Raw genomic sequence first — 22,947 nt, forward strand, 5'->3', positions numbered from 1 at the left:
TTTTTTTACAGAATAGCTATATTTGCCGTTGCAAATGAGAAGCTTAAAGATAATATTATTAGGGATCATACTTTTTGTTTTAGGATCCTGTGCAACAAAATATGGTATGCAGTTAGAGAACGGAGATCTTTTGCTGGTTTCGGCCAATGGTAGTACACTGTCAGGTGCTATAGACCGGGTGACTCAGACAGATAAATCAACACACTATTCCCATATCGGGATGTTAGAAAAAGAAGGTAAAAACTATTGGGTTTTGCATGCCGGTACCCGGAACGGATCTGAAAGAGTTCCTTTGGACCACTTCCTTCGGGACGAACAGAATGATAACAACCATGTAGATGTATACCGCCTGAGAACAGCTTATCGTAAAAGTATTCCCAATGCTATTATCGTTGCTAAAAATTGGCTGGGAAGACCATACAATTATAGTTATATCCTTTCCGATGATCAGTTATACTGTTCCGATTTTGTTCACAGGAGTTTTGCCAGAGATTCCATTTTTCAGTTAGAGCCAATGACTTTTGTCAATCCTAAAACCGGTAAAACCGATGTTGCATGGGAAGCTTTTTATAAAAAACAAAACCTGGAAGTACCGGAAGGCAAGCCAGGATGTAACCCCAATGGGATGGCTGCTTCGCCTAAAATAAAATTTCTTGGGAAAATAAAAGAACAGAAGTAATTAATAAATATAAACATGACGCTAAGATTCTTAGCGCCATATTTATTTATAGAGGTATTTTGATTACTTACTCATGTAATAATCAAAATACAGACAATTAGTTTCTAAAGCTTTTACTGTAGAAGTGTTATTGTAATTCTTTTTCAGTTCAGCAAAGTAAGTCCGGAACTTCTGATTCTTTGTTGTTAGCAACATATTATCAAACTTCTTCATTTTAGCATCATAATCCTTATCACTGTATGAGGTATTCGAATTTTGTGCTGCTTCCCACTGATAGTATTTCCCCTGTTCAGCCTGCGCCATTTGGAAGAGAATCTTGGCTTTGTCCTCTTTATTTGGAGACTGTTGTAAAGCTTTCTGGAAATAGCCGATAGCAATATCAAAATTATCGGGCTCTACATAGTGAGCGTCCAGGAAGTTCTTATAATAGAAGTGGAAAGGTTGACCTTTGGAGTTGTCAAAATGAAACTTCTGACCGTTAGCGTTATCAACATCCATTACAAAAATATGGCGATAATATCCTAAAATGGAAGTGTTATACATAAGATTACCGATCAGACGATTGGCCATTTTAGCTTTGTCACTATTTCCTTCACCAATCTTTTTCAGTTGTATAAGAGCTTCGGTAAGCTGCATCTTATTCATATCCTTGGTAAGGAAAGGGAAGGCAGAAGTATCTTCTGCAATCATAGTTTCATTTGGAGCACTTTCATAGCTTACCCATTTATTTCTTCCGAATACCAATGACGGAATATTGTTGTATCCATCGTATACCCCAGATTTATAAACCATCAGACTTGGATGGTAATTTCCCTTATCATCATACATGGCTTCAGTTCTTGGAATACCTTTGAAGTTTTTTGACTTTTGGTAGAAAGAGAGGGCTTTCTGAAAATCACCTGTACGCATGGCACGGTCTCCATAGATAATATTAAAGAAAGAGTCTATATCACCAACATTGTCAAAGCTTTTGGTGATATATTTTTCAAGAGCTGTTTTATTTGGTTTTTTATAGAACGCCTGAACTTTGGCTACCAGATCCGAGTTAGGATTATATTGCAGATCGGAAAGTTTGTTATTCAGCAGGAAGGATTTAGCATCCTGATGTTCCATGAAGTAACGGTTGGCCAGTATGTCTATGATGAAATCTCTGGTCTGCATGTGTTTCCATGCATATCTGTCATCGGTGTTTTGATTTTCTTTAAAAACCTCACTGTATTTTGTAAGCAGGCTGTTCTCGAATTCCGGAGTTATCTTCTTTTGAGAAAGGATATCATTCAGCATTTTCATTTTTGTAATCTGCTGTTGATATTCGGGGTTAGAAGTAGATATTTTATTCAGGATAGCAACGCTCGATACATAATCACTTTGTAAAAACTTCAGATAGGCAATTGAGATATTCCAGAACGCTTTGTCCTGGCTTTTTGCTTTGGCATTTTGCAAAGTTTTATCTAATGCTGTTATAAAGTTTCCACCTCCTTTGTCCTGATAAGAATATGTTGAATCATAGAACGGAAGTTTGTTGGTTTTATACTGGCAGTTAAGATCGTAACAATAAATATTCGTTGGCAGGTAATTCCGTTCCAGTTGGTTGATGCCTCTTACTGCAAGAACTTTCAGGATTTCCGAATCAGCATTGTTGGCGATCATTTTATCCATAATAGGTACAGGATTGTTATACTCGTTATAAGCTAAAAGGAAATAGGCCATGTTCTTTTCTTCAGGTGTCTTAGCTCTTGCCAACAGACTTTTGAAATCGTTGGCTTCTGTAAGTTTTAGTGAAGAATAAACAGATTCTTTATTGGTTTTTCTATGAATAAATACCTGAAAGAAATCCCAGTTTGCCTCATCCTTTTTCTTTAATCCTCTTAGTGCACCCGCTTTTTGGTCAAGTGCATCCCAGTAGATTGCATTTTTTAGCTTCAAAGGTGTAGCGTAGGTGTTGAATGCCTTAACCGCTTCATCAAATTTTAGATTATAGTGATTAAATCTTATCAGCTGGTAGGCATATCTTAGTTTTATATCTGCTCCTTTTGCTGTATTATAACCATCCATTAAGGATTTTACAGTAGCAGTATAGTTCAGATCGGATGCATTGCGTTGACCATCTGAGTGTGTTGAATAAAAAGAGTCTTTGCTCGGAACATATTTTACAAACATATAAGGCTCCAGTTCCTTCGCTTTTGCCAGGTAATCTAATCCGTCCCTGTATTTGATATAGAAATCTTTTCCCAGTTTTTTTGAAAGCTGGTGTGTAAGATCTCCTTTTTTCCAGTTTTGTAGATGCTTCAATCCAACAACCTTCACCAGGGCATTGGTTTCTTCATAAGACAGCTGATTGTTGAAGTATTTCTCCCAGTCTTTTATATTTTCATCTTCTGCTTTTAGTTTGCTTTCCGGTTCATAATATGCATAGTCATAAGACAATAAAAACGGAAAGTATTCAGGACGCTGAATAATTTCCTGTCCAAACAGATTGAAATAAATACCATCTGTGTCTGAATCAGCACATGCAGAAGCCTGATTGTACATCAGAAAGCATAGTGCAACGGAAGTTAATATCTTTTTCATAATTGGTTTTTAGTATTGATAGTGTAAAAATCGTGAATCTAAATGATAATAAATAATGTTGTAGTTATTTAATTTTTTGCTCAGGAAGCCTTTTACCTGATCCAGATCTTTTTGGGAGATCTCTTCTACTTTGATCTGAAAGCCTTTACTCAGGTAGAAACCTTCGTAAAAGTGATCTTCTTCAACCTGGTAGACATGTTCAGCTACTTTCTTGAACTTTGGATCTGTCTTCAGGTTTTCTTCTGATACGGCATTTATGAGTTTATGTTTTCCCAAATGGTTGGTTACAATTCCCCATGAATAAATAGGCAATGCAATATCCAGTTTTAGTGGATAGTCACCTATACCGGATAGATAATTCTTCAGTGTTGCAACATCCAGGATCGAGTTTTCCGGTTTATCTTCCAGAGGAGAAGAAGTAGAGTAGCACATCAGATAGCCTTTACTTACGGGTGGAATACCGGTATTCTTTTTGTCCTTTACCTGATGAAGGCGTATGGTACACGAAATGTCTTTTCCCGAAATCTGTTTTAGTTTTTTCAGAAAAGCAAAATAATCAGCCTTAGTTCCTGCTGTCCAGTCGCTGTCAATCTGAATTTCGTTAATGGTATTAAAAGCATTTTCTTTACTGACTCTTTGGATGAATTCGTTGGTCTTTGCTGCAAGAAAGTCTAGTTCTTCAGGTGTTATATTTTCCCACACCCTGTTCATAATAAAAACAACAGGAACTATCTTTTGCTGAATACTCTGCTTAGATGTCAAAATCCCTACGGGTTGAAAGCGTCCGTTAACTTTGTCAATATCAAAATATCGGGTGTACAATATCGGAGTAGTGGCTTTTTCCAAAGCCTGCTTTTCTGTCTGATTGAGTTCGAAATTAGTTCTCCAGTAGTAGAAAGTATATGGATGTGTTTTTTCTCCTTTTTTGCAAGACCATGTAAATAAGGAGATTAATAACAGGAGAAGTAAACTTTTTTTCATACTCAAATGTATTGAATTATTATAAGTATTACAGGCCTGTAATTCAGTTTATCATAAATAGGAAAACCGGATAATAATAAAGGCGGTCTTATACAGACCGCCTTTATTATTATGAATATACTATTTATTGCTTTACAGGAGTTATGGTAAATTGATAATTATAATCCTGATAATTTAGTCGATACGCTTCCATGGGTAGAGCGCCCCAGCTATCTATACATCCTAAGCCCATTTGCTGCAAATCTATACTCAGTACGGTATATGGTCTTGGTATTAATGATCCTGAATGAGATTGTTTCTTTGCAATACCATCATCCAGATCTCCGTCTAAGAATGGCCTTGCTGTAAAATTGAGAGAAGCTTCACTGCTAAATTTAAGGCCTGTTCCGTTAGAAGAAGTTAGTGTGAACCAACGCACATCCGACTTGTTACCACTCTCTTGTGGCCTTACATACGGATGAACCTGATCTTTTACTGTACTTTGATAGAGTCCTATAAATGTACTTTCTTTTCTGTCCTGATAATTTTCACCCGGACCACGACCGTACCAGTTGACTTTTTCATAAGATTCAGGAAGTACTAACTGCATACCGAATTTAGGGAGCATAGGCATTTTGGCAGTTAGTTCCTGATGTTTCATAGTCTGAGTTACATCTATTTGACCAGAAGCAGCAATTCTGTATACAATATTCAATATTGCATTTACATAAGGCAGGTTGTAGGTTGCTGTTATTTTATTAGCCTTACCTTCATTTTCTGAAAGAAGAGAAGTTAGTTCATATTCATAGCTGGCACGTTTCCAGTTTTGTAACTTTTGCTGAAGTCCTGCTCCGAAGTCATTATCTGTAGGTGGTCGCCAGAAATTTGGCTTCAGGGCGAATCCTTTCTCCATGAAGTCAGTACCATTAATGATATAATGATGTATCAATCCGTCTTTACGATCAAACTGAATTGAAATACCATTTCCGGATAGAGTGATATTATCAGGATTGTTCTTTAGTTGCAAAGCTCCGGTTTGGGAATCCAAAGTCATTTTATTGTCTGGCTGTGGTGATTTGATGAGAATCTGATCTTTAGCAATTTCCCAGTCGGCATCAACAAGTCCATCTTTCTTCTTGGTTTTATAATATACATTCAGGAAATATTCTTTATCATCCGAAGGAATAGTATAAGGAATAGTAAGGTTAGTGCTTTGTAGAGGGTTTACTCTTAGGTCATTAATACGACCTGTTTTTATAGGCTTACCATCCGCAATTACTTCCCATTGCATATATACATCGCTGAGATCTCTGAAAAGGAATTCATTAAATATTTTTACTTTTCCTTTGGCTGCATCAGTATTTGTAGTGTGAATACTCTGGTATAGTTTCTTTACTTCCAGCATGTGTGGATGCAGACTGCGGTCGGTAGCAATAAGCCCGTTACTGTTGAAGTTATTGTCACTAGGCATATTGAAACCATAGTCTCCGCCATAGGTATAAATGGAATCACCCTTAGGTGTGATCTTCAGAAAGGCCTGATCTACAAAATCCCAGATATTGCCACCCTGCATTTTAGGGTAATTAGCACGAATGGTATCCCAATAGTCTTTGAAACCACCAAGAGAATTTCCCATAGCATGTGCGTACTCTGTTTGTATAAAAGGTTTTGGAGATTTAGTTTCCTTTACATGGCGTACCATATCTTCAGGCGATACATACATAGGGCAATAGATATCTGTAGCACCCATATTGGCACGTTCGTATTGTACCGGACGGGAAGCATCTCTGTTTTTAATCCAATGATAAGCTTTTTCAAAGTTTTCACCCATACCGGCTTCATTACCCAGAGACCAAATGATTACTGATGGATGGTTTTTATCCCGTTCTACCATACGCTGGTTTCTTTCCAGGTGTTGGTTATACCACTCTGGTTTCTTGGCCAGCGTTTCTTCTCCATAGCCCATCCCATGAGTTTCCAAATTGGCTTCATCTATTACATACATTCCATAGCGGTCACACAACTCGTACCAATAAGGATCGTTGGGATAATGGCTGGTACGTACTGTATTGATGTTGTTCTCCTTCATAATCCGGATGTCCTGCTCCATTCGTTCTTTCGAGACAACATAGCCTGTTTCAGGATCCATTTCATGTCGGTTGACTCCTTTTATTAAAGGTGCTTTTCCGTTGATGAGTAAAACTCCGTTTATGATTTCTACTTTACGGAATCCTGTTTTCTGTGGGATAGCTTCCAGCACTTTTCCGGAAGCGTCTTGCAACGAAACCAATACTGTATACAGATTCGGAATCTCGGCTGACCAAAGTTCCGGACGGTTAACAGGTATTCTTATATTTTTAAGTGCACTGGGATTATCCACCGGAATTTTTGTTGTCCCGACAGTTTTACCTTGCTGGTCTTTTAATTCTATACTGGCAGAATAGCCCTTTAGTGGTATATTTTTATGATTAGAAAGATTTATATCAACATTTAAAATGCCATTTTTATAGCTTTTGTCCAAATCCCCGGTAATTTGTAAATCTCTGATGTGGACAGGTTCGCGCGCATAAAGCCAGGTATCACGGGTAACACCCGAAAGTCTCCACATATCCTGACATTCCATATATGTACCATCACTCCAACGGTATAGCTGAAAAGCAATGACGTTTTTCTGCCCAGGCTTGATATATTTGGTAATATTGAATTCCGCAGGCAGTTTACTGTCTTCACTGTAGCCAACCCATTGTCCATTTACCCATAGATACATACAGGAACGTACAGCTCCAAACTGAATATAAATATCTTTACCATCCCAGTTCTTATCTACCACAATCTCTCTGCGATAAGATCCTACGGGATTATAGTTCTGAGGAACATGTGGTGGATTAGGCTTCATAAGGTAGTCGAACTCGTAGCGCTGATTGACATAAATAGGAGTTCCATAGCCATTGAGTTCCCATACTGCCGGAATATTCAGACTTTGCCACTGACTGTCATTATAATCTGTTTTCCAGAAGCCTTTTGGTTTTTTGGCAGGAGCATCTGCCCAATTAAATTTCCAGGCACCATTAAGAGACTGATAGTTGGACACTTTCCAGGGATTGTTTTCTCTGGCCTCATTTGCTGAAGAGTAAGCGAAATAGCTGGCGCGCATAGGTTCCCTATTCACAGCGTTGACTGTAGGATCCGACATGTAAGATTCGGAAGCTTCCTGACTATACAGCAATGCTCCAAATAGCATTGCTACACAGCAATAAAATGTTTTGTATTTGATCATCTTGGTATTAGTTTATGCTTGTGTATATCTACTTGTAAGCAGATAACGACCTCTAAGATAATGAATTATAATTATTCTTGTTTATAAACTATATGAATACCCAAGAGATTAACAAAACGAGCCGGAATATTTCCCGGCTCGTTTTGTTTTATTTGATATTCTTAATAATCTTTCCTTTGTCAGTAATTAGAAGATAATGATATTCTGGAAACGGTTTTAAGAGTTTTAAGCCGTCTTTCTCTCCTAATACCATAACAGAAGTACTGAAGCCATTGGCCATAGTTGCATTAGGTCCGGTAATCGTTACGCTTGTAAGGCCGGTAGATGGATATCCGGTTTTAGGGTTCATAATATGAGAATAGCGTTTCCCGTGAATTTCTGCATACTTCTCATAACTGCCGGAAGTTGTTACAGCATTTTCTTTGAAATAAAGAATAGCTGCCATTTTATGATCATTGAATGGGTTGTTGATTCCTATTGCCCATGGCTTTCCGTCGGGTTGGGTTCCCCACGTAGAGATATCTCCGGAAGCATCAATAATTCCTGCTTTTACCCCCATACTTTTCATCAGATCCCGGGTTTTATCCGCAGCATAGCCTTTGCCAATAGAACCGAAACCTATTTTCATTCCGGGGTTTTTCAAAAAAATAGTAGAGTTGGTACTATCGAGTATTATATTCTGATAGCCAACATTTCTTACCGATTCTTTAATGGCCTGTTCACTTGGAAGCTCATCCATAGAATCATCGAATTTCCAGATTTTGTCCATAGCAACAATACTGATATCGAAGGCTCCGTCTGTAAGTTTAGAAAAGTATAAACCTTTTTTCGTCAGGTCAAATACTTCCTTATCTACTTTTATCGGTCTTATTCCTGCATTTTGGTTTACCTGAGAAATTTGTGTTTCGGGTCTCCATTCGGAAATAAGATTCTCGATTCTGGTAATTTCAGCTATAGCTTGATCAATATTCCGTTCTGCAGAAATAGAATCTTTATCTACCAGGGTTATCTGAAACCGACTACCCATTAAAGTAACGAGTCTGCTCCTCTGTACTTGTGCAGAGATATTGATAGTACAAAGTAGTAATGTAATTCTGATAAAGAGATCAGTCCTGTTCATATGGCTTAATAACAATCGGTCAATATTTGTCCGTTGGTTTTATAATCTTCGTAATTTTTACTCTGCTGGGCACATAAGTCTCTGAGTAAATCTTCCAGATCATGCTGCATTTTTAATGCACCACAAATCATGATATATCCGCCTTGGGCTAGCAACTCCATAAAGAATGCAGAATCTCTTTTTACAAGATCCATAACGTACTGAGACTGCTCTTCTCTGGAATAAGCAAGATTTAATTTAGCCAGTTTGCCTTTCTGTATGTTTTCTGCAGCAAAGTCTTCATAGCTTTTGGTGAGCTTGCTGGATCTGCGGAATCCACAGTAAAGGTGGGCTTCCGTTTCTTTAGAGTTTTCCTCAATCATTCCCAAGAAAGGAGCAATTCCGGTTCCGTTAGCAATCATAGCTACTTTATTTGCTTTCTTAGGTAAATGGAATTCAGAGTTTTTAACAATGCGGGCTTTTATTTCCTGTCCTTCTTTCAGTTTGTAAAGGAAGCCGGAACCTAATCCATTTTCATAAAGCTTTACAACAAGCTGTATAGCACCGTCTACTTTTCCTATAGAATAGAAACGTTCTTTATGATCGTTATCCGGATAGATAGCCAAAAGATCACCCGATTTAAAACTTAGCGTACGTCCAGGTTTCAGAAGTATTTTGAATGTTGTTACTTCTTCCACAATCTCACTTTTACCAACTACTTTCATTGGTTTCAGAGGAGGTGTCTTTTGGTTGTATAATGAAGGGGCGGATGCTAAAGGAATCATTGTTTCATAACTCCATTGCTTGGCCCATTCTGCAAACTCAATTGTAGAACGATCATTAACGGTATGTAGTGCTAACTGAGGCTCTGCCCAATTTTGTTCACTCAGAAGCTGATCGATTTCAATAGCATAACCGCAGAAGTCTTCATAAGCCTTGGACCCAAAGCCTACGACAGAATATTTTACTTTCTGATTTTGTGGAAATTTAGCCAGAAGGTTTTTAAAATGTTTAGCATTAGTTGGTGCATCCCCCAAACCATAAGTTGAAGTAAAAACCAGTATATGTTCTGCTTTAGGGAAAGCTTTATACTGATTCAGTTCAGTAAGGAAAGACTTCTTGCCAGCCGAATTAAATTGCGAATGGATATGGCTTGCAAAGCCTAAAGTAGAACCATTTTCCGAACCTACCAGAATAACAATCTCCGCATCTTCTGCTTTATATTTGTTTCTGATTTTATTCCTTGTTCTTTTAAAAGTAATAACAAAACCGGAATAAATAAACATGAGAATATTAAGAGAGGCCAGTCCCAGGATAATAGCCCATGTAACACTGCCACGACCTGTATGCAGACTAAGGCTGAGGTTGTCGTAAATAGTAGTTAGAGGATATTTTTCTTCTTTAACAATATTACCGTTGATCTGATTTACTGAAATCTCGCGATCTTTAAGCTTTAGAACAAAGTATTCTTCAGGTTCGTCCTCGATAAACGGAAATTCTATTTTCTTGACACTGCTGAATTTGGTTTCCTTAAAGATTGGGAAATCTGCCAATTTCTTTTCAGACTCATCATTGCTCTTTTTAATAATGACATTCTCATTTTTTCCTTTAGGGATAAACTCGAAACGGATCATGAACAGATAAGTTCCGGTTATGGCGATAACTAAAACAGGAATCAGGAGAAGCCTTCCGGACACAACATGAAAGTATTGTGAAAAGAAATCTTTCTTGATCTTGTCAAAAAAGTGTTTTACACCTTGTTGTCTTTTGATAATTAGAATTGATCCGGAAATACTGATCAGCATTAAGAGAAAAGAAATTACACCTACGGTAAAACGCCCGGTTTCTTTTAGAAACAGGGAACGGTGAAGAGATGTTACCCAATTGATGAATTCACCTTTCTCAACAGGTTTGCCCAGGATCTTTCCGGTTTTGGGATTAATATAAGCTTTAACCTCCTTTCCGTCCTGATCGAAGCCTTCAAGGGTAACAAACTGATTGTGGTCTACAGTAATTTCGGTGATTTCCGGAAAAACTTTGCGCAATTCCGGTAGGGATTGCGCAAGATTTATTTCGCTGAAATCATCCACCCGATAAGGTTGCACTTTTTCCTGAGCTGCATCGTAAGCTAATATTACTCCTGTGGAGGAGGCTACGATTAAAAAAGAAAATGTAAGAATAGCTAAGGCTAAGTGTGCATACCTCCAAATAGATAATGTCATCTTTGGATTTCTTTATTATAACTTATTTAGTTTAACGTATCTGATGTATCCTTTACCTTCAGCTTTAGCTGTAACTTCTGCAGAGGTTAATGGAATTTCTATGTCGCTTACATAATATTTCTGATCTTCTACTGCTGACTCGAAACGAATTTTGTATCCTTTATTTAAGAATTTATCTTCTATTGCAAAAGTGGTAATACTTCTGTCACCACCAGCAACAGATGCTCCGGTAATGGCATTAAGCTTTACATTGCTTTTTCCTTGTGACTTATGCCACTCCTTTAGTGTATCATACCATTTTTTGTCTGGTCCCATCATATAAAGGGTTTTTTCATATTGCCCTTTAGGGTTGATTAATGATACTACTATGTAAGCTTTCTCTCCGGTATAGTTTACCATCTGAAGCATACATTTATATTTGGATACCTGCGCTGTAGCGAGTCCTGCACAAAGTAAAGTCAGGATTCCTACCAGCTGTATTTTGAAAAATGATTTCATCTCTTTATTTTATTATTGTTTAATAATCTGTATAGCTGCTATAGTTGAGTTTTAAATAGTCTACACCTTTACAGATTATTTTAAAAAGTCTAATGCTACCTTGTTACCTTTCAACGTTTCATTTTCAGAAGCCAGATTGTAAGCCGTTTCTTCAAACTCGGTTTTCAGGTCCTTTTTAGCTCCCAAAGATACAAGATACTTTAGAATTGTATCATCCTTAGCAATAAGTGCCGCTTTGTGCAAAGCAGTCATCTGTTCTTTGTCTACTGCATTAACATCTATATTCAGTGGAGCTAGTTTTTTCAGAAGATCCAGATTACTTTTGGCTACTGCAAGGTGAAGAAGGGTAGTGCCATCTTTTTGTGGAGTAGTAACATCGAAACCTTTAGCTTTTAGTAAGCCTAACTTTTCAGTGAACTCATCTTTTGGACCAGGTCTGTAAGATTGTACCAAATAGTAGGCAAGATTATTTCCTTTGATGTCTGCAACTTTTACATCGGCTTTGTTATCCAATAAATAAGCTACAATCTCAGGGGAGCCATATCTTACTGCATGTGTTAATGCAGATTCACCATTTACATTTACAGTATTAATATTCTTAACCTTCGGAAGAATAGCTTTTACATTATTAATATCTTTACCGGAAGCTGCTGCCATTAATGCATTGTTTCCTTCGTTATCTGCTTTATTAGCATCTGTTCCCTTTCCAATAAGGTAATTGATGATTTCAGTTTGGTTAGGCTTTCTTGCAACAATCTGTAAAGCTGTAGAACCATCTGCACTCACCGCTGTAGGTTTTAGTTTTACATCTTCAATAAGATATTTGTATAAATCGATACCATTCACCTGTTTTCTTGTTCCTTGTGCAGCATTAATCAAAGCAATATCATTCGCTTTAATATTTTTAGCTTTCAAAGACTTCAATAGGTCTAGGTTTCCAAAGCTTGTTGCATAATCGAAAGCAGTATAACCTTTATCATCAGTATCTGTTAATGCCAATCCTTTTGATGTAAAAAGTTTTACTAAAGAACCATCCTTATCATTTCCGATTGCCAGTAAAAGAATGTTAGCACCATCTTTATATTTATGTTTCGGATTAACACCTGCCTTGAAGAACATATCATATATTTCCGGATTGTCTAATCCAAAATATGCTGCAAAAGAAAGTGGTGTAAGTCCTTTTGTATCTAATTTGTTTACGTCAGATCCTTTGGAAATAAAGTATTCAATAACCTCTTTGTTTCCGGTCATTGCTGCCCAGTGAAGATAAAGTCTTCCGTCATGCGTCAATTTATCTACGGAATTACCTTTCTGTTCTGTCAAGTATTTAATAGTACTTAGTGGAGCTCCATTATTGATGGCTAAAGCAACCGGATCGAATGTTGATCCGTTAAATTCTGTAGGATTATTTCCTTTAGAGATTTCTGCTTTTACCTTTTCCACATCTGGCTTAGATTTCCAGAAGTCTGCATTCAGTAGAGTATTTTGCTGAGCATTGAAAAATAAAGAAAACAGAAATAAAGATGAGTATAGTATCTTTTTCATTTTTATTATTTTTATTTATTCTAAATATTGTATTGCGCAAAAGTACTACTTCATTTTGACTGGAGAAAGCTTTTTACTATGAATTTCTTCATATTAAATCCAGATACAATGATTTAGTAGCATAATATAATATAGAAGTTGTCTAAAGCAAAAATCCTTACTTTCGAAAGTAAGGACAATATTGGACGGTAGTTATTTGTAACCCTTAATTGTATAATAAAGTTGTGGCTATTATAAGTGATACATTTGAAGAAATGATTTTTATAATAATTTGATCTTTTACAGCGTGAACTTCAATAGGGCAATTTTAATATTTAGAATTTGGTATTATCAAAATAGAAGTCTGTGAGATTTGTTACAATTTCACTCGGGTTACCGTTGTAGTAGAAAACTTTATTATCCTGTTTTAAGGTATAAAGACTGAAATTCTGCTCTATAGTGATTTCTTTTGTAGCATTTTTTAGGTTTTGAAGTGAGACTGTCAATATTTTTTTTAATTCCTCAGGTTTTAGATTTTTCGTTTGCTTATTGATATAAGCAGATACCTCAGGTTCTTCCTCCAAAGATGTTTCAGGAATTTTAAATGTAACATCATAAACCAATTCAGCTATTTTTTCACCTTCCTGATATTCATTATCTACGAGATTTACACTTTTGATCTTGTATTTTGAATTTCTAAAATTGGCTATCAATATATCAAAGAAGGCTTCAATTTCTGCCTTGTTGGCTTGCGCTGTAGGCTTGGAAAGCATAGAGACATATGACTTAACTATGTTTTCTTTCATTTGGTCTTTAAGATCATTATGGAAATTATACATGTCTTGTCCTTCGACGGTTGGACGCATATAATCGTTTAATGCTTTTTGAATGCCTTCATCATTTTTTAGAAATGCACCAAAATACAATCCGAATGCTTCTTCGGGCTTTTTAACTTCAGTTTGTGCAATGAAGAATTGTATGATTAAAGTACAAACAAGAGTTAAGATGAATTTAATTTTCATAATCGTTTTAAATAATTGATACAAAAGTATTAAGTACTATAAGTAAAATATATCCCCGATAGCAGGGATTTTTAATCATTGTTATTTTATAGTTTAACAAGCATTAAGCTTCGACAGGCTCAGCCTGACACTTCTAAAGGAAAGTATTTTGGATGTGCAATGTCACTCCGAGCTCAGCCTGTAATGAGCCAGTTTATAGTGAACTTGACGAACTAAATTATCGAAGAGTATTAGCAATAAATTTTAAACAGGCTCTAAATGATTATAACAAATTACAAATACGTGTTTTTACTTTAGATAACTTTATAATATATATAGGTATGATGTTTATAAAAGAGAAAAAGCTCCATACAAAGTAGGAGCTTTCGTTTTTATGTTTTAAGTAAATAATCAAATGATTATTTTTTCTGCCATTCCTGGTTGCGTTTGTTTTCACTACGCTTTACACCATTGTCTATATTATAGGCTAAACCAACACCAAGAGTTTGCTTCAGCTGAGTTTTCTGTATCTGGTTGTGATCATATAACAGATCCAGAGTAACATTAGCAGAAATATATTTGTTGACCTTCAAATTCAGAATTCCACCATAACCTAAAACCAGTCTGTCCGGATGATCGAGGTAATTAGAGAATACAGAAGCAGTGTTAATTAAGGTAATGTTTTCCATCAGCTTCACTTTATAAGTTGCAGTACCCAGGAATCCGAACTGGAAAAGAGAAGAATCTCCGTCGTTCTTCAAACCGTAATTTCCTGCCTTTTGAAGATCTTTGTCAGTTACAAATGTCCAACGTCCATTTGCAGGACGCAGAGTCATAGTAAAATTGTCGTTGGGTCTGTAGGTAACACCTGCACCTATATTAAGATAACCTGGCGCCATGAAGTTGGAAATCTTTTTAGCACTTGGGTCATTTCCGTTTTCATATCCGGGTGCAAATTGTGATTGGAAACCTATACCTCCGGAAATGTACCAGTTTTTAGCAAACTCACGTCCGTAGTTAGTATTCAGGTTAAGGATGTCCTGAGTCTTACGATTTCCGGTTCCTTTGGTATTGTTTTGTCCATATCCTAAGATCACATTGTTTTCCCAAAGATCTTTACCTTTTTCATAAGTAAAGTTGTAATTCACCCCGGCAATCCAGCCTACGTTATTGGCACCACCACCAACCCAGTTGGAGAAAGCGGCCTGATTAAGTAATAAAGTGTTTTGTCCGGTAACAGACCATGCCTTTACAGTATCGTTTTTTGGTGCTTCAGCGGTTTTTTCCTGAGCACTAAGAGCTGTAGCACCTATACAAATAGCTGCAGCCAACAATAAATTATTTTTCATAATAGTTAAGATTTGAAGCGATAAATATATTAATCTTTTAATAAATCTGTTGACTGCTGAAGTTTACCAAATACAATATTTGGATTATTATCTATTGATGTTGAAAACTGATTTCTGAATTTCTATGGAAGTTTTTCAAAATCGATTACAGGTGCCTGTTTAGGTGTCTGTACAGAGAACAGCGTACCAGGAGTAATAATTGTATTGAAGAATCCACCATTGGCCAGGAAGAAGGATTTTCCATTTGTTCCGCCCATAGCATCTATACGCTGCTGAGCTTTATAAGTAGCATCTACTGTAAATTTGGCAGAGGATACTGGCAACCATTTTCCTGAAGCCGTTCTTACCCATTGATTATGGAATTCTGCTTTGCGGTGCATGTAGCCATTTTCGGGATTAAAGTTTTCTACAAAGCTATAGAAGCCTTTCAGATAAGTATTGGTTTGTGGTCTTTTCCAGCTTGCGATAAGTTTCCATTCTTTACTTTCAAGGGCAAAGAACCATGCTGTGTAATCTGTATTTCCTTTGCTGTCTGGCTGACCCTTGAGTAAGAATTTATAAGTCTTGCCTGCGCTCCAGTTGTACTTCATATAGCTTTGTCCTCCGGAACCTTCGTTTCCAAATTCTCCTGTCTTTACTTGCTGCCCAACTTTGTTCAGTGTTATTTTATGATCATCTGGTATTTCTTTTGGATTGTCTGTTTTGAAAGGACTCCATACAGAGAAAAGGATTCTTCTTTCGTTCTCAGAGTTCACCTGCATTCCAAAATAACCTTCGCCAAAACCATTAGCCATAAAGTAAGAACCAATTTTATCTTCGCCTTTTGGGATAGTTACTTCGTTATAAAAATAGTTGATGTCCTCGGAAGTGGGTAGGGTATATCCTAAATGGCAAGATGGGCCTCTTCGTGCCCAATAGTAATAGGCAGGATCATTGCTGAAGATATTTTTGCCGGAAAGAGCATCTCCTGTAGCAGTGATGTGCGAAATTTCACCAAATGTATTATTGTTCTTCGTTATGCCTTGGATATCTACCTTTATATATCCGGGTTTACTAATATTAAATGTACCTATATTATGGTCTGAAAAAGCAGAAGAGTTGATTGTTACATTTTTTGATATATCATTAAGGCTTACTTTTAAAGTACTGCTGCCAGATGTCCCGGATTTAGCTTTAATTCCTAATATGATTTGCCCGGGACGGTCTACTCTGAAATAAGTGCTTGCAATACTTCCTGTGCTATTCCATTTAGTTAATCCCTCTCTTGAGATTGTAGTTGTGGCATCAGGAGCTTTTTGTGTGATGAATGCGTTTCCGGCCAAAGGAATTTCTAATGTTTGTGCAGAAGTTAATCCTGCATGGAGCAAACAGCCCGAAATGATTAATTGGGTAAGTTTTGTTATCATGATCGTTATAGTTTTTTACAATGTTAAGAATAATTCCTGAAGTTTTCTTTCAATATTATTTTTTTGAGCATGTAAAAAACGAGTTGAAACTTTTGGGTGTTAAAATTTATAACTCGCAAAAAATCAAACAATTTCTTTTAAAATTTATTTGCAGATTGGAAAAATATTCCTACATTTGCACACTCATTTTAGGGAAGAAGTATGCCTATTTCAAACATAGTACATAACTAAACCTGCTAAAATGTTGAGTTTTAAACAAAATAATAGATATATAATTTAATAATGTCAGGTATTATCGGTAAAAAAATCGGAATGACATCTTTGTTTAACGAAGAAGGAAAAAATATTCCTTGTACAGTTATTCAAGCTGGTCCATGTTCGGTTTTACAGGTCAGAACCATTGAAAAGGACGGATACAAATCTGTTCAGTTAGGTTTCGATGACAAGAGTGAGAAGAACGTTTCTAAAGCGTTAGCTGGTCATTTTAAAAAGGCTGGTTCAACTCCTAAAGCTAAGTTGGTTGAATTCTACAGAGAATTCGTTGATGAAGTAAAAGTAGGAGAAGAAGTAACTGTAAATTTATTTGCAGAAGGAGAGTATGTGGACGTAACAGGTACGTCTAAAGGTAAAGGCTTCCAGGGTGTTGTTAAAAGACACAACTTTGGTGGTGTAATGCAGGCTTCACACGGTCAGCATAACAGATTAAGAGCTCCGGGTTCTATCGGTGCTGGATCTGACCCTTCAAGAGTATTCAAGGGTATGCGTATGGCTGGAAGAATGGGAGGTAAGCAGGTAACTGTACAAAACCTTCAGGTGTTAAAAGTAGATGAAGAGCAAAATCTTTTAGTAGTAAAAGGTGCTATTCCGGGGGCTAAAAATTCTTATGTAATTATCAGAAAATGGAACTAGTAGTATTAAATACATCAGGAAAAGAAACCGGAAGAACAGTAGCGTTCGACGAAACAGTATTCGGAATCGAGCCTAACCAACACGCGGTTTACTTAGAGGTTAAGCAATATCTTGCTGCACAAAGACAAGGTACTCATAAATCAAAAGAAAGAAGCGAAATTACTGCTTCTACAAGAAAGCTTAAGAAGCAAAAAGGATCTGGTTCTGCACGTTATGGTGATATTAAATCTCCAACTTTCAAAGGAGGGGGTAGAGTATTCGGTCCAAAACCAAGAGACTACCGTTTCAAGTTAAATAAAGCTATCAAAAGATTAGCTAAGAAATCTGTTCTTTCTCAAAAAATGAGAGATAACAGCATTAAAGTTTTAGAGAATTTGAATTTCGACGCTCCTAAAACTAAAGAATTCATCAACTTGTTGAACGCTTTAGAATTAAACGGTAAAAAGTCGTTATTCATCATTCCTGAAGCTAACAAGAATGTATATTTATCTTCAAGAAACTTACCTAAAACTAGAGTATTGAACTATAACGAAATTAGTTCTTACGACTTAGTAAATGCTGGTGAGATTGTATTCTTAGAAGGTGCTGTAGAAAAATTTCAGGAAAACTTAAAGAAATAATCAAGAGCTATGTCAGTAATTATTAAACCAATTATATCAGAGAAAGCAACTTCACAAGCTGATCTTAGTGGACTTTATACATTCTTAGTAGATACTAAGGCTAATAAAATCCAGGTTAAACTAGCTATCGAAGAAGCATATGGTGTAAAAGTAGCAGACGTACGCACAATGATTTATGCGCCTAAAGTTTCTTCTAAATACACTAAAAAAGGATTACAGGTAGGTAAAACCAACAAACTGAAGAAAGCTTTAGTTCAGTTAGTAGAAGGTGAAACTATCGATATTTTCGCAACGAATTAATTAATTATAAATAATAGTAATGTCTGTTAGAAAATTAAAACCTATCACCCCAGGACAGAGATTCAGAATTGTAAACAATTTTGAGGAAATTACTACCAACAAACCAGAGAAATCTCTAACAGTTGGTATTAAAAAGTCAGGTGGACGTAACAACACAGGTAAAATGACCATGCGTTACACTGGCGGTGGACACAAGAAAAAGTACAGAGTTATCGACTTCAAGAGAAACAAATTCGACGTTGAAGCTACGGTAAAATCTGTAGAGTACGATCCAAACAGAACTGCATTTATCGCTCTATTAGAGTACACAGACGGAGAAAAGAGATATATCGTTGCTCCGAATGGTATTAAAGTAGATCAGAAAGTAGTATCTGGTGAGAACGTTGCTCCAGAAGTTGGAAATGCAATGAAGTTGAAAAACATTCCTTTAGGTACTGTTATCTCTTGCGTAGAAATGCGTCCTGGTCAAGGAGCTATCTTAGCTAGAAGCGCAGGATCTTCTGCACAATTGACTTCCAGAGATGGTAAATATGCTATCATTAAATTACCTTCAGGAGAATCAAGAATGATCTTAGTGGAATGTATGGCTATGATCGGTTCTGTATCTAACTCTGACCACCAACTTACCGTATCTGGTAAAGCAGGTAGAAGCAGATGGTTAGGTAGAAGACCTAGAACAAGAGCTGTAGTAATGAACCCAGTAGATCACCCAATGGGTGGTGGTGAAGGACGTTCTTCAGGTGGTCACCCAAGATCTAGAAACGGTATGCCGGCTAAAGGTTACAAGACCAGAAAGAAAAACAAAGTGTCTAACCGTTACATCGTATCTAAAAGAAAATAATTATGGCAAGATCACTTAAGAAAGGGCCTTTCATTCATCATACATTAGAGAAGAAAGTTCAGGCAAATATAGAGTCTAATAAAAAGACTGTGATTAAAACTTGGTCTAGAGCATCTATGATTTCTCCAGACATGGTAGGTCAAACTATCGCAGTACACAACGGGAAACAATTTATCCCTGTTTATGTTACTGAGAACATGGTAGGACACAAATTAGGAGAGTTTTCACCAACACGTTCATTCAGAGGTCACGGTGGTAATAAAAACAAAGGAAGCAGATAAGAGCAGAAATCATGGGAAAAAGAAAACAAGATAGTGCTTTAGCAAGAAAAGCTGCAAATACGGACGTTGTAAAGGCATCATTAAACGATTGCCCTTCATCTCCTAGAAAAATGAGATTAGTTGCTGACATCATCAGAGGTGAGCAAGTAGATAAAGCTTTATATATCCTTAAATATTCTAAGAAAGAAGCTTCTAACAAGTTAGAGAAATTACTTCTTTCTGCAATTGCTAACTGGCAAGTGAAAAACGAAGGACAGGATATTGAAGAAGCAAATCTTTTTGTAAAAGAGATTTTCGTTGATAGCGCAAGACAATTAAAGAGATTACGTCCAGCTCCGCAAGGAAGAGGTTACAGAATTCGTAAGAGATCTAACCACGTAACTTTAATTTTAGGTAACAAAACAGATAATCAATAATCAAGGTATGGGACAAAAGACAAATCCAATAGGTAACAGATTAGGGATCATCAGAGGATGGGATTCTAACTGGTTTGGAGGTAAAGATTTTGGTGATAAAATCGCTGAAGATTATAAAATCAGAAGATACCTTGAGGCAAGATTAGCAAAAGGAGGTATCTCTAGAATTTATATCGAGAGAACTCTTAAATTAGTTACTGTAACTATCACTACTGCAAGACCAGGTCTTATCATTGGTAAGGGAGGTCAGGAAGTAGATAAATTAAAAGAAGAGCTTAAGAAAATTACGAAGAAAGATATTCAAATCAACATCTTCGAAATTAAGAGACCTGAACTAGATGCTATCTTGGTAGCAGAAAGTATCTCTAAGCAAATCGAGAACCGTATTTCTTACAGAAGAGCTGTGAAAATGGCTATTTCTTCTACAATGAGAATGGGTGCTGAAGGTATCAAAGTTCAAATCTCTGGTAGATTGAACGGTGCTGAAATGGCAAGAAGCGAATCTTTCAAAGAAGGTAGAATTCCATTATCTACATTCCGTGCAGATATTGACTACCACTGGGCTGAAGCACACACTACTTATGGTAGATTAGGTGTTAAAGTTTGGATCATGAAAGGTGAAGTTTACGGTAAGAGAGAATTATCTCCATTAGTTGGTCAACCTAAGAAAGGACCTTCAGGTGGTGGTAACAGAGGCGACAGAGAAAACAGAAGACCTTCAAGAGATAAAAAATAATTAAAAATTTTAGACCATTAAATTTTAAATTACCGTTACTTTTTTAAAATCCAAAATCTAAAATCTAAAATCTAAAATTTAAATTATGTTACAACCAAGAAGAACGAAGTTCCGTAAAGTTCATAAGATGAAAATGAAAGGTGACGCTCACAGAGGTAGTCAACTTGCATACGGTACTTTTGGTGTAAAGGCAATGGAAGGAGCTTGGATTACTGCTAGACAGATCGAAGCTGCACGTATTGCTGCAACCAGATATATGAAAAGAGAAGGTCAACTATGGATCAAAATCTTCCCGGATAAGCCAATTACTAAGAAACCAGCCGAAGTAAGGATGGGTAAAGGTAAAGGTGCTGTGGAATATTGGGTAGCTGTAGTAAAACCGGGTAAGATTATGTTTGAAATCGGTGGAGTTCCTTACGATATCGCTAAAGAAGCTCTTAGATTAGCTGCTCAGAAATTACCTGTGACAACTAAGTTCGTAGTTGCTAACGATTTTGTTCAACCTTCTTAATCTAATTAAAGAATTATGAAAAACGCTGACATCAAAAATTTAAGCGCAGAGGAGCTAAAAAGCCAATTGGCAGAAGCTCAGGCTAACTATACCAAAATGAAATTGGCTCATAAAATTAGCCCTATCGAAAATCCAATTCAGATTAGAGATTTAAGAAGAAACATCGCAAGACTTCAAACTGAATTAACTAACAAACAATAATATTTCATCTTACAATGGAAAGAAATTTAAGAAAAGAAAGAATCGGAGTTGTTTCCAGCAATAAAATGGAAAAAACCATTGTTGTTAGTGAAACAATGAGAATGAAACACCCGATGTATGGAAAATTCGTTCTAAAGACGAAAAAATATACTGCTCACGACGAGAATAACGAATGCAACGAAGGCGATACAGTTTTAATCCAAGAAACTAGACCTTTAAGCAAGAGCAAGAGATGGAGATTAGTAAGAATCATTGAAAAAGCTAAGTAATGTTACAAACAGAATCAAGATTAAAAGTAGCTGATAACACTGGTGCTAAAGAAGTACTAGTAATCAGAGTTCTGGGAGGTACCAGAAGAAGATATGCTTCAGTTGGTGATAAGATCGTAGTAACTATCAAAGATTCTACACCATCAGGAAATGCTAAAAAAGGACAAGTATCTAAAGCGGTAGTAGTAAGAACTAAGAAAGCTGTTAGAAGAAAAGATGGATCTTACATCTCTTTCGAAGACAACGCTTGTGTATTACTAAACGCTGCAGGAGAAATGAGAGGTACTCGTGTTTTCGGGCCAGTAGCTCGTGAATTGAGAGATAAAGAATATATGAAGGTAATTTCATTAGCTCCTGAAGTTCTTTAATTTTTAAAATTTTACAGAAAATGACAAAGTTAAAAATCAAAAGAGGAGATAATGTAATCGTAACTACAGGCCGTAAAGAAATTAAAGGTAAAGTAGGAGAGGTTATAGAAATTATCAAAGATAAGAACAGAGCCGTAGTAGCAGGTCTTAACATCGTTAAAAAACACGTTAAACCATCTGCACAAAATCCTCAGGGAGGAATCGTGGAAAGAGAAGCTTCTATCCACATTTCTAACCTAGCGATTGTTGACCCTAAAACTGGTAAAGCAACTAAAGTTGGTTACAAAATCGAGGGTGACAAGAAGGTAAGAATTGCTAAGAAATCCGGTGAAACTTTATAATATTTAGACAGAACATGGAATACATAGTAAGACCTAAAAAATTATATAAAGAGAAAATTGTTCCTGCAATGATGGAAGAATTTGGGTACAAATCTGTTATGCAGGTACCTAAATTACTTAAAATTGTAGTGAGCCAAGGTTTAGGAGCAGCAACAGCTGACAAGAAAATTGTTGACTACGCTGTAGAAGAGCTAACCGCAATCACTGGTCAAAAAGCAGTTGGAACCATTTCTAAAAAGGATGAGGCTTCATTCAAATTAAGAAAAGGTATGCCAATCGGAGCAAGAGTAACACTAAGAGCAGACATGATGTATGAATTCTTAGACAGACTTACTTCTTCTGCATTACCACGTATCAGAGATTTTAACGGAATTAAAGCTGACGGTTTTGATGGTAGAGGTAACTACAACTTGGGTATCACTGAACAAATCATCTTCCCAGAGATCGTGATTGACAAAGTGAAAAAAATCCAAGGTATGGATATCACTTTCGTAACATCTGCTAGTACAGATAAAGAAGCTAAAGCGCTTTTAACTCACTTCGGTTTACCTTTCAAAAAGAACTAAGA

Annotated in this window: 24 protein-coding genes; 14 read left to right on the forward strand and 10 right to left on the reverse strand. The window is 36.5% G+C overall.

Features of this window, described 5'->3' with window-relative positions; genetic code table 11:
• Nucleotides 1-106 precede the first annotated feature (106 nt).
• Nucleotides 107-679 carry a YiiX/YebB-like N1pC/P60 family cysteine hydrolase gene (locus AYC65_RS19345; protein WP_052114814.1) on the forward strand — a complete coding sequence of 191 codons (573 nt, stop codon included), beginning with the start codon at nt 107-109 and terminating at the stop codon, nt 677-679.
• Nucleotides 680-742: 63 nt separating this feature from the next.
• Here AYC65_RS19345 and AYC65_RS19350 read toward each other — a convergent pair whose 3' ends face one another.
• The 10 genes from AYC65_RS19350 to AYC65_RS19400 form a co-directional block, all read right to left on the reverse strand.
• A complete protein-coding gene (locus tag AYC65_RS19350) occupies nt 743-3,250 on the reverse strand; it encodes a hypothetical protein (RefSeq protein WP_034871606.1) in 2,508 nt (835 codons plus the stop codon).
• Nucleotides 3,251-3,259: 9 nt separating this feature from the next.
• Nucleotides 3,260-4,231, reverse strand: a complete 972-nt coding sequence (locus tag AYC65_RS19355) for a hypothetical protein (RefSeq protein WP_034871605.1) — start codon at nt 4,229-4,231, stop codon at nt 3,260-3,262.
• Between the two features lie 124 nt (nt 4,232-4,355).
• Nucleotides 4,356-7,487, reverse strand: a complete 3,132-nt coding sequence (lacZ, locus tag AYC65_RS19360) for a beta-galactosidase, LacZ type (RefSeq protein WP_234300407.1) — start codon at nt 7,485-7,487, stop codon at nt 4,356-4,358.
• A 148-nt stretch (nt 7,488-7,635) separates the two neighbouring features.
• Nucleotides 7,636-8,607 carry an FAD:protein FMN transferase gene (locus AYC65_RS19365; protein ID WP_185097694.1) on the reverse strand — a complete coding sequence of 324 codons (972 nt, stop codon included), beginning with the start codon at nt 8,605-8,607 and terminating at the stop codon, nt 7,636-7,638.
• A gap of 5 nt (nt 8,608-8,612) precedes the next feature.
• A complete protein-coding gene (locus tag AYC65_RS19370; RefSeq protein ID WP_034871602.1) occupies nt 8,613-10,808 on the reverse strand; it encodes a PepSY domain-containing protein in 2,196 nt (731 codons plus the stop codon).
• A 15-nt stretch (nt 10,809-10,823) separates the two neighbouring features.
• Complete coding sequence (locus AYC65_RS19375) at nt 10,824-11,306, reverse strand: DUF2271 domain-containing protein (RefSeq protein ID WP_034871601.1); 483 nt, start codon at nt 11,304-11,306, stop codon at nt 10,824-10,826.
• Between the two features lie 75 nt (nt 11,307-11,381).
• Nucleotides 11,382-12,851 (reverse strand): ankyrin repeat domain-containing protein, encoded by a 1,470-nt coding sequence (locus tag AYC65_RS19380; RefSeq protein WP_034871600.1) that lies wholly within the window; start codon nt 12,849-12,851, stop codon nt 11,382-11,384.
• A 314-nt stretch (nt 12,852-13,165) separates the two neighbouring features.
• Nucleotides 13,166-13,852, reverse strand: coding sequence for a hypothetical protein (locus tag AYC65_RS19385; RefSeq protein ID WP_034871599.1), 687 nt, complete (start codon nt 13,850-13,852; stop codon nt 13,166-13,168).
• Between the two features lie 398 nt (nt 13,853-14,250).
• Nucleotides 14,251-15,180, reverse strand: a complete 930-nt coding sequence (locus AYC65_RS19395) for a DUF3078 domain-containing protein (protein WP_034871597.1) — start codon at nt 15,178-15,180, stop codon at nt 14,251-14,253.
• 122 nt (nt 15,181-15,302) lie between these two features.
• A complete protein-coding gene (locus AYC65_RS19400) occupies nt 15,303-16,586 on the reverse strand; it encodes a DUF3472 domain-containing protein (protein WP_034871596.1) in 1,284 nt (427 codons plus the stop codon).
• Between the two features lie 282 nt (nt 16,587-16,868).
• Between AYC65_RS19400 and rplC the strand changes: the two genes are divergently transcribed.
• The 13 genes from rplC (at nt 16,869) to rplE (ending at nt 22,945) form a co-directional block, all read left to right on the forward strand.
• Nucleotides 16,869-17,495: a 50S ribosomal protein L3 gene (rplC, locus tag AYC65_RS19405; protein WP_034871595.1), complete on the forward strand. Its 627-nt coding sequence runs from the start codon at nt 16,869-16,871 to the stop codon at nt 17,493-17,495.
• A complete protein-coding gene (rplD, locus tag AYC65_RS19410) occupies nt 17,486-18,115 on the forward strand; it encodes a 50S ribosomal protein L4 (RefSeq protein WP_034871594.1) in 630 nt (209 codons plus the stop codon). The genes rplC and rplD overlap by 10 nt, the downstream gene beginning before the upstream one ends.
• Before the next feature lie 9 nt (nt 18,116-18,124).
• Nucleotides 18,125-18,415, forward strand: a complete 291-nt coding sequence (gene rplW, locus AYC65_RS19415) for a 50S ribosomal protein L23 (protein WP_034871593.1) — start codon at nt 18,125-18,127, stop codon at nt 18,413-18,415.
• A gap of 19 nt (nt 18,416-18,434) precedes the next feature.
• Nucleotides 18,435-19,256 carry a 50S ribosomal protein L2 gene (gene rplB / locus AYC65_RS19420; RefSeq protein ID WP_034871592.1) on the forward strand — a complete coding sequence of 274 codons (822 nt, stop codon included), beginning with the start codon at nt 18,435-18,437 and terminating at the stop codon, nt 19,254-19,256.
• A 2-nt stretch (nt 19,257-19,258) separates the two neighbouring features.
• A complete protein-coding gene (rpsS, locus tag AYC65_RS19425) occupies nt 19,259-19,537 on the forward strand; it encodes a 30S ribosomal protein S19 (RefSeq protein ID WP_009087336.1) in 279 nt (92 codons plus the stop codon).
• Nucleotides 19,538-19,548: 11 nt separating this feature from the next.
• Nucleotides 19,549-19,953, forward strand: a complete 405-nt coding sequence (gene rplV / locus AYC65_RS19430; protein WP_034871591.1) for a 50S ribosomal protein L22 — start codon at nt 19,549-19,551, stop codon at nt 19,951-19,953.
• Nucleotides 19,954-19,960: 7 nt separating this feature from the next.
• Nucleotides 19,961-20,689: a 30S ribosomal protein S3 gene (gene rpsC / locus AYC65_RS19435; protein ID WP_034871590.1), complete on the forward strand. Its 729-nt coding sequence runs from the start codon at nt 19,961-19,963 to the stop codon at nt 20,687-20,689.
• An 85-nt stretch (nt 20,690-20,774) separates the two neighbouring features.
• Nucleotides 20,775-21,200, forward strand: coding sequence for a 50S ribosomal protein L16 (gene rplP, locus AYC65_RS19440; protein ID WP_034871588.1), 426 nt, complete (start codon nt 20,775-20,777; stop codon nt 21,198-21,200).
• A gap of 15 nt (nt 21,201-21,215) precedes the next feature.
• Nucleotides 21,216-21,401 carry a 50S ribosomal protein L29 gene (gene rpmC, locus AYC65_RS19445; protein WP_009087330.1) on the forward strand — a complete coding sequence of 62 codons (186 nt, stop codon included), beginning with the start codon at nt 21,216-21,218 and terminating at the stop codon, nt 21,399-21,401.
• Nucleotides 21,402-21,415: 14 nt separating this feature from the next.
• The gene (gene rpsQ, locus AYC65_RS19450; protein WP_009087328.1) at nt 21,416-21,670 is read left to right on the forward strand and encodes a 30S ribosomal protein S17; all 255 of its coding nucleotides are present in this window, start codon (nt 21,416-21,418) and stop codon (nt 21,668-21,670) included.
• On the forward strand, nt 21,670-22,038 hold the full coding sequence (gene rplN, locus AYC65_RS19455; protein WP_009087327.1) for a 50S ribosomal protein L14: 369 nt from the start codon (nt 21,670-21,672) through the stop codon (nt 22,036-22,038). The genes rpsQ and rplN overlap by 1 nt, the downstream gene beginning before the upstream one ends.
• 20 nt (nt 22,039-22,058) lie before the next feature.
• Nucleotides 22,059-22,379 (forward strand): 50S ribosomal protein L24, encoded by a 321-nt coding sequence (rplX, locus tag AYC65_RS19460; protein WP_034871587.1) that lies wholly within the window; start codon nt 22,059-22,061, stop codon nt 22,377-22,379.
• Nucleotides 22,380-22,393: 14 nt separating this feature from the next.
• Nucleotides 22,394-22,945 (forward strand): 50S ribosomal protein L5, encoded by a 552-nt coding sequence (rplE, locus tag AYC65_RS19465; RefSeq protein ID WP_009087323.1) that lies wholly within the window; start codon nt 22,394-22,396, stop codon nt 22,943-22,945.
• Nucleotides 22,946-22,947 lie beyond the last annotated feature (2 nt).

This window comes from Elizabethkingia bruuniana, from assembly GCF_002024805.1.
GTDB classification, from domain to species: Bacteria; Bacteroidota; Bacteroidia; order Flavobacteriales; family Weeksellaceae; genus Elizabethkingia; species Elizabethkingia bruuniana.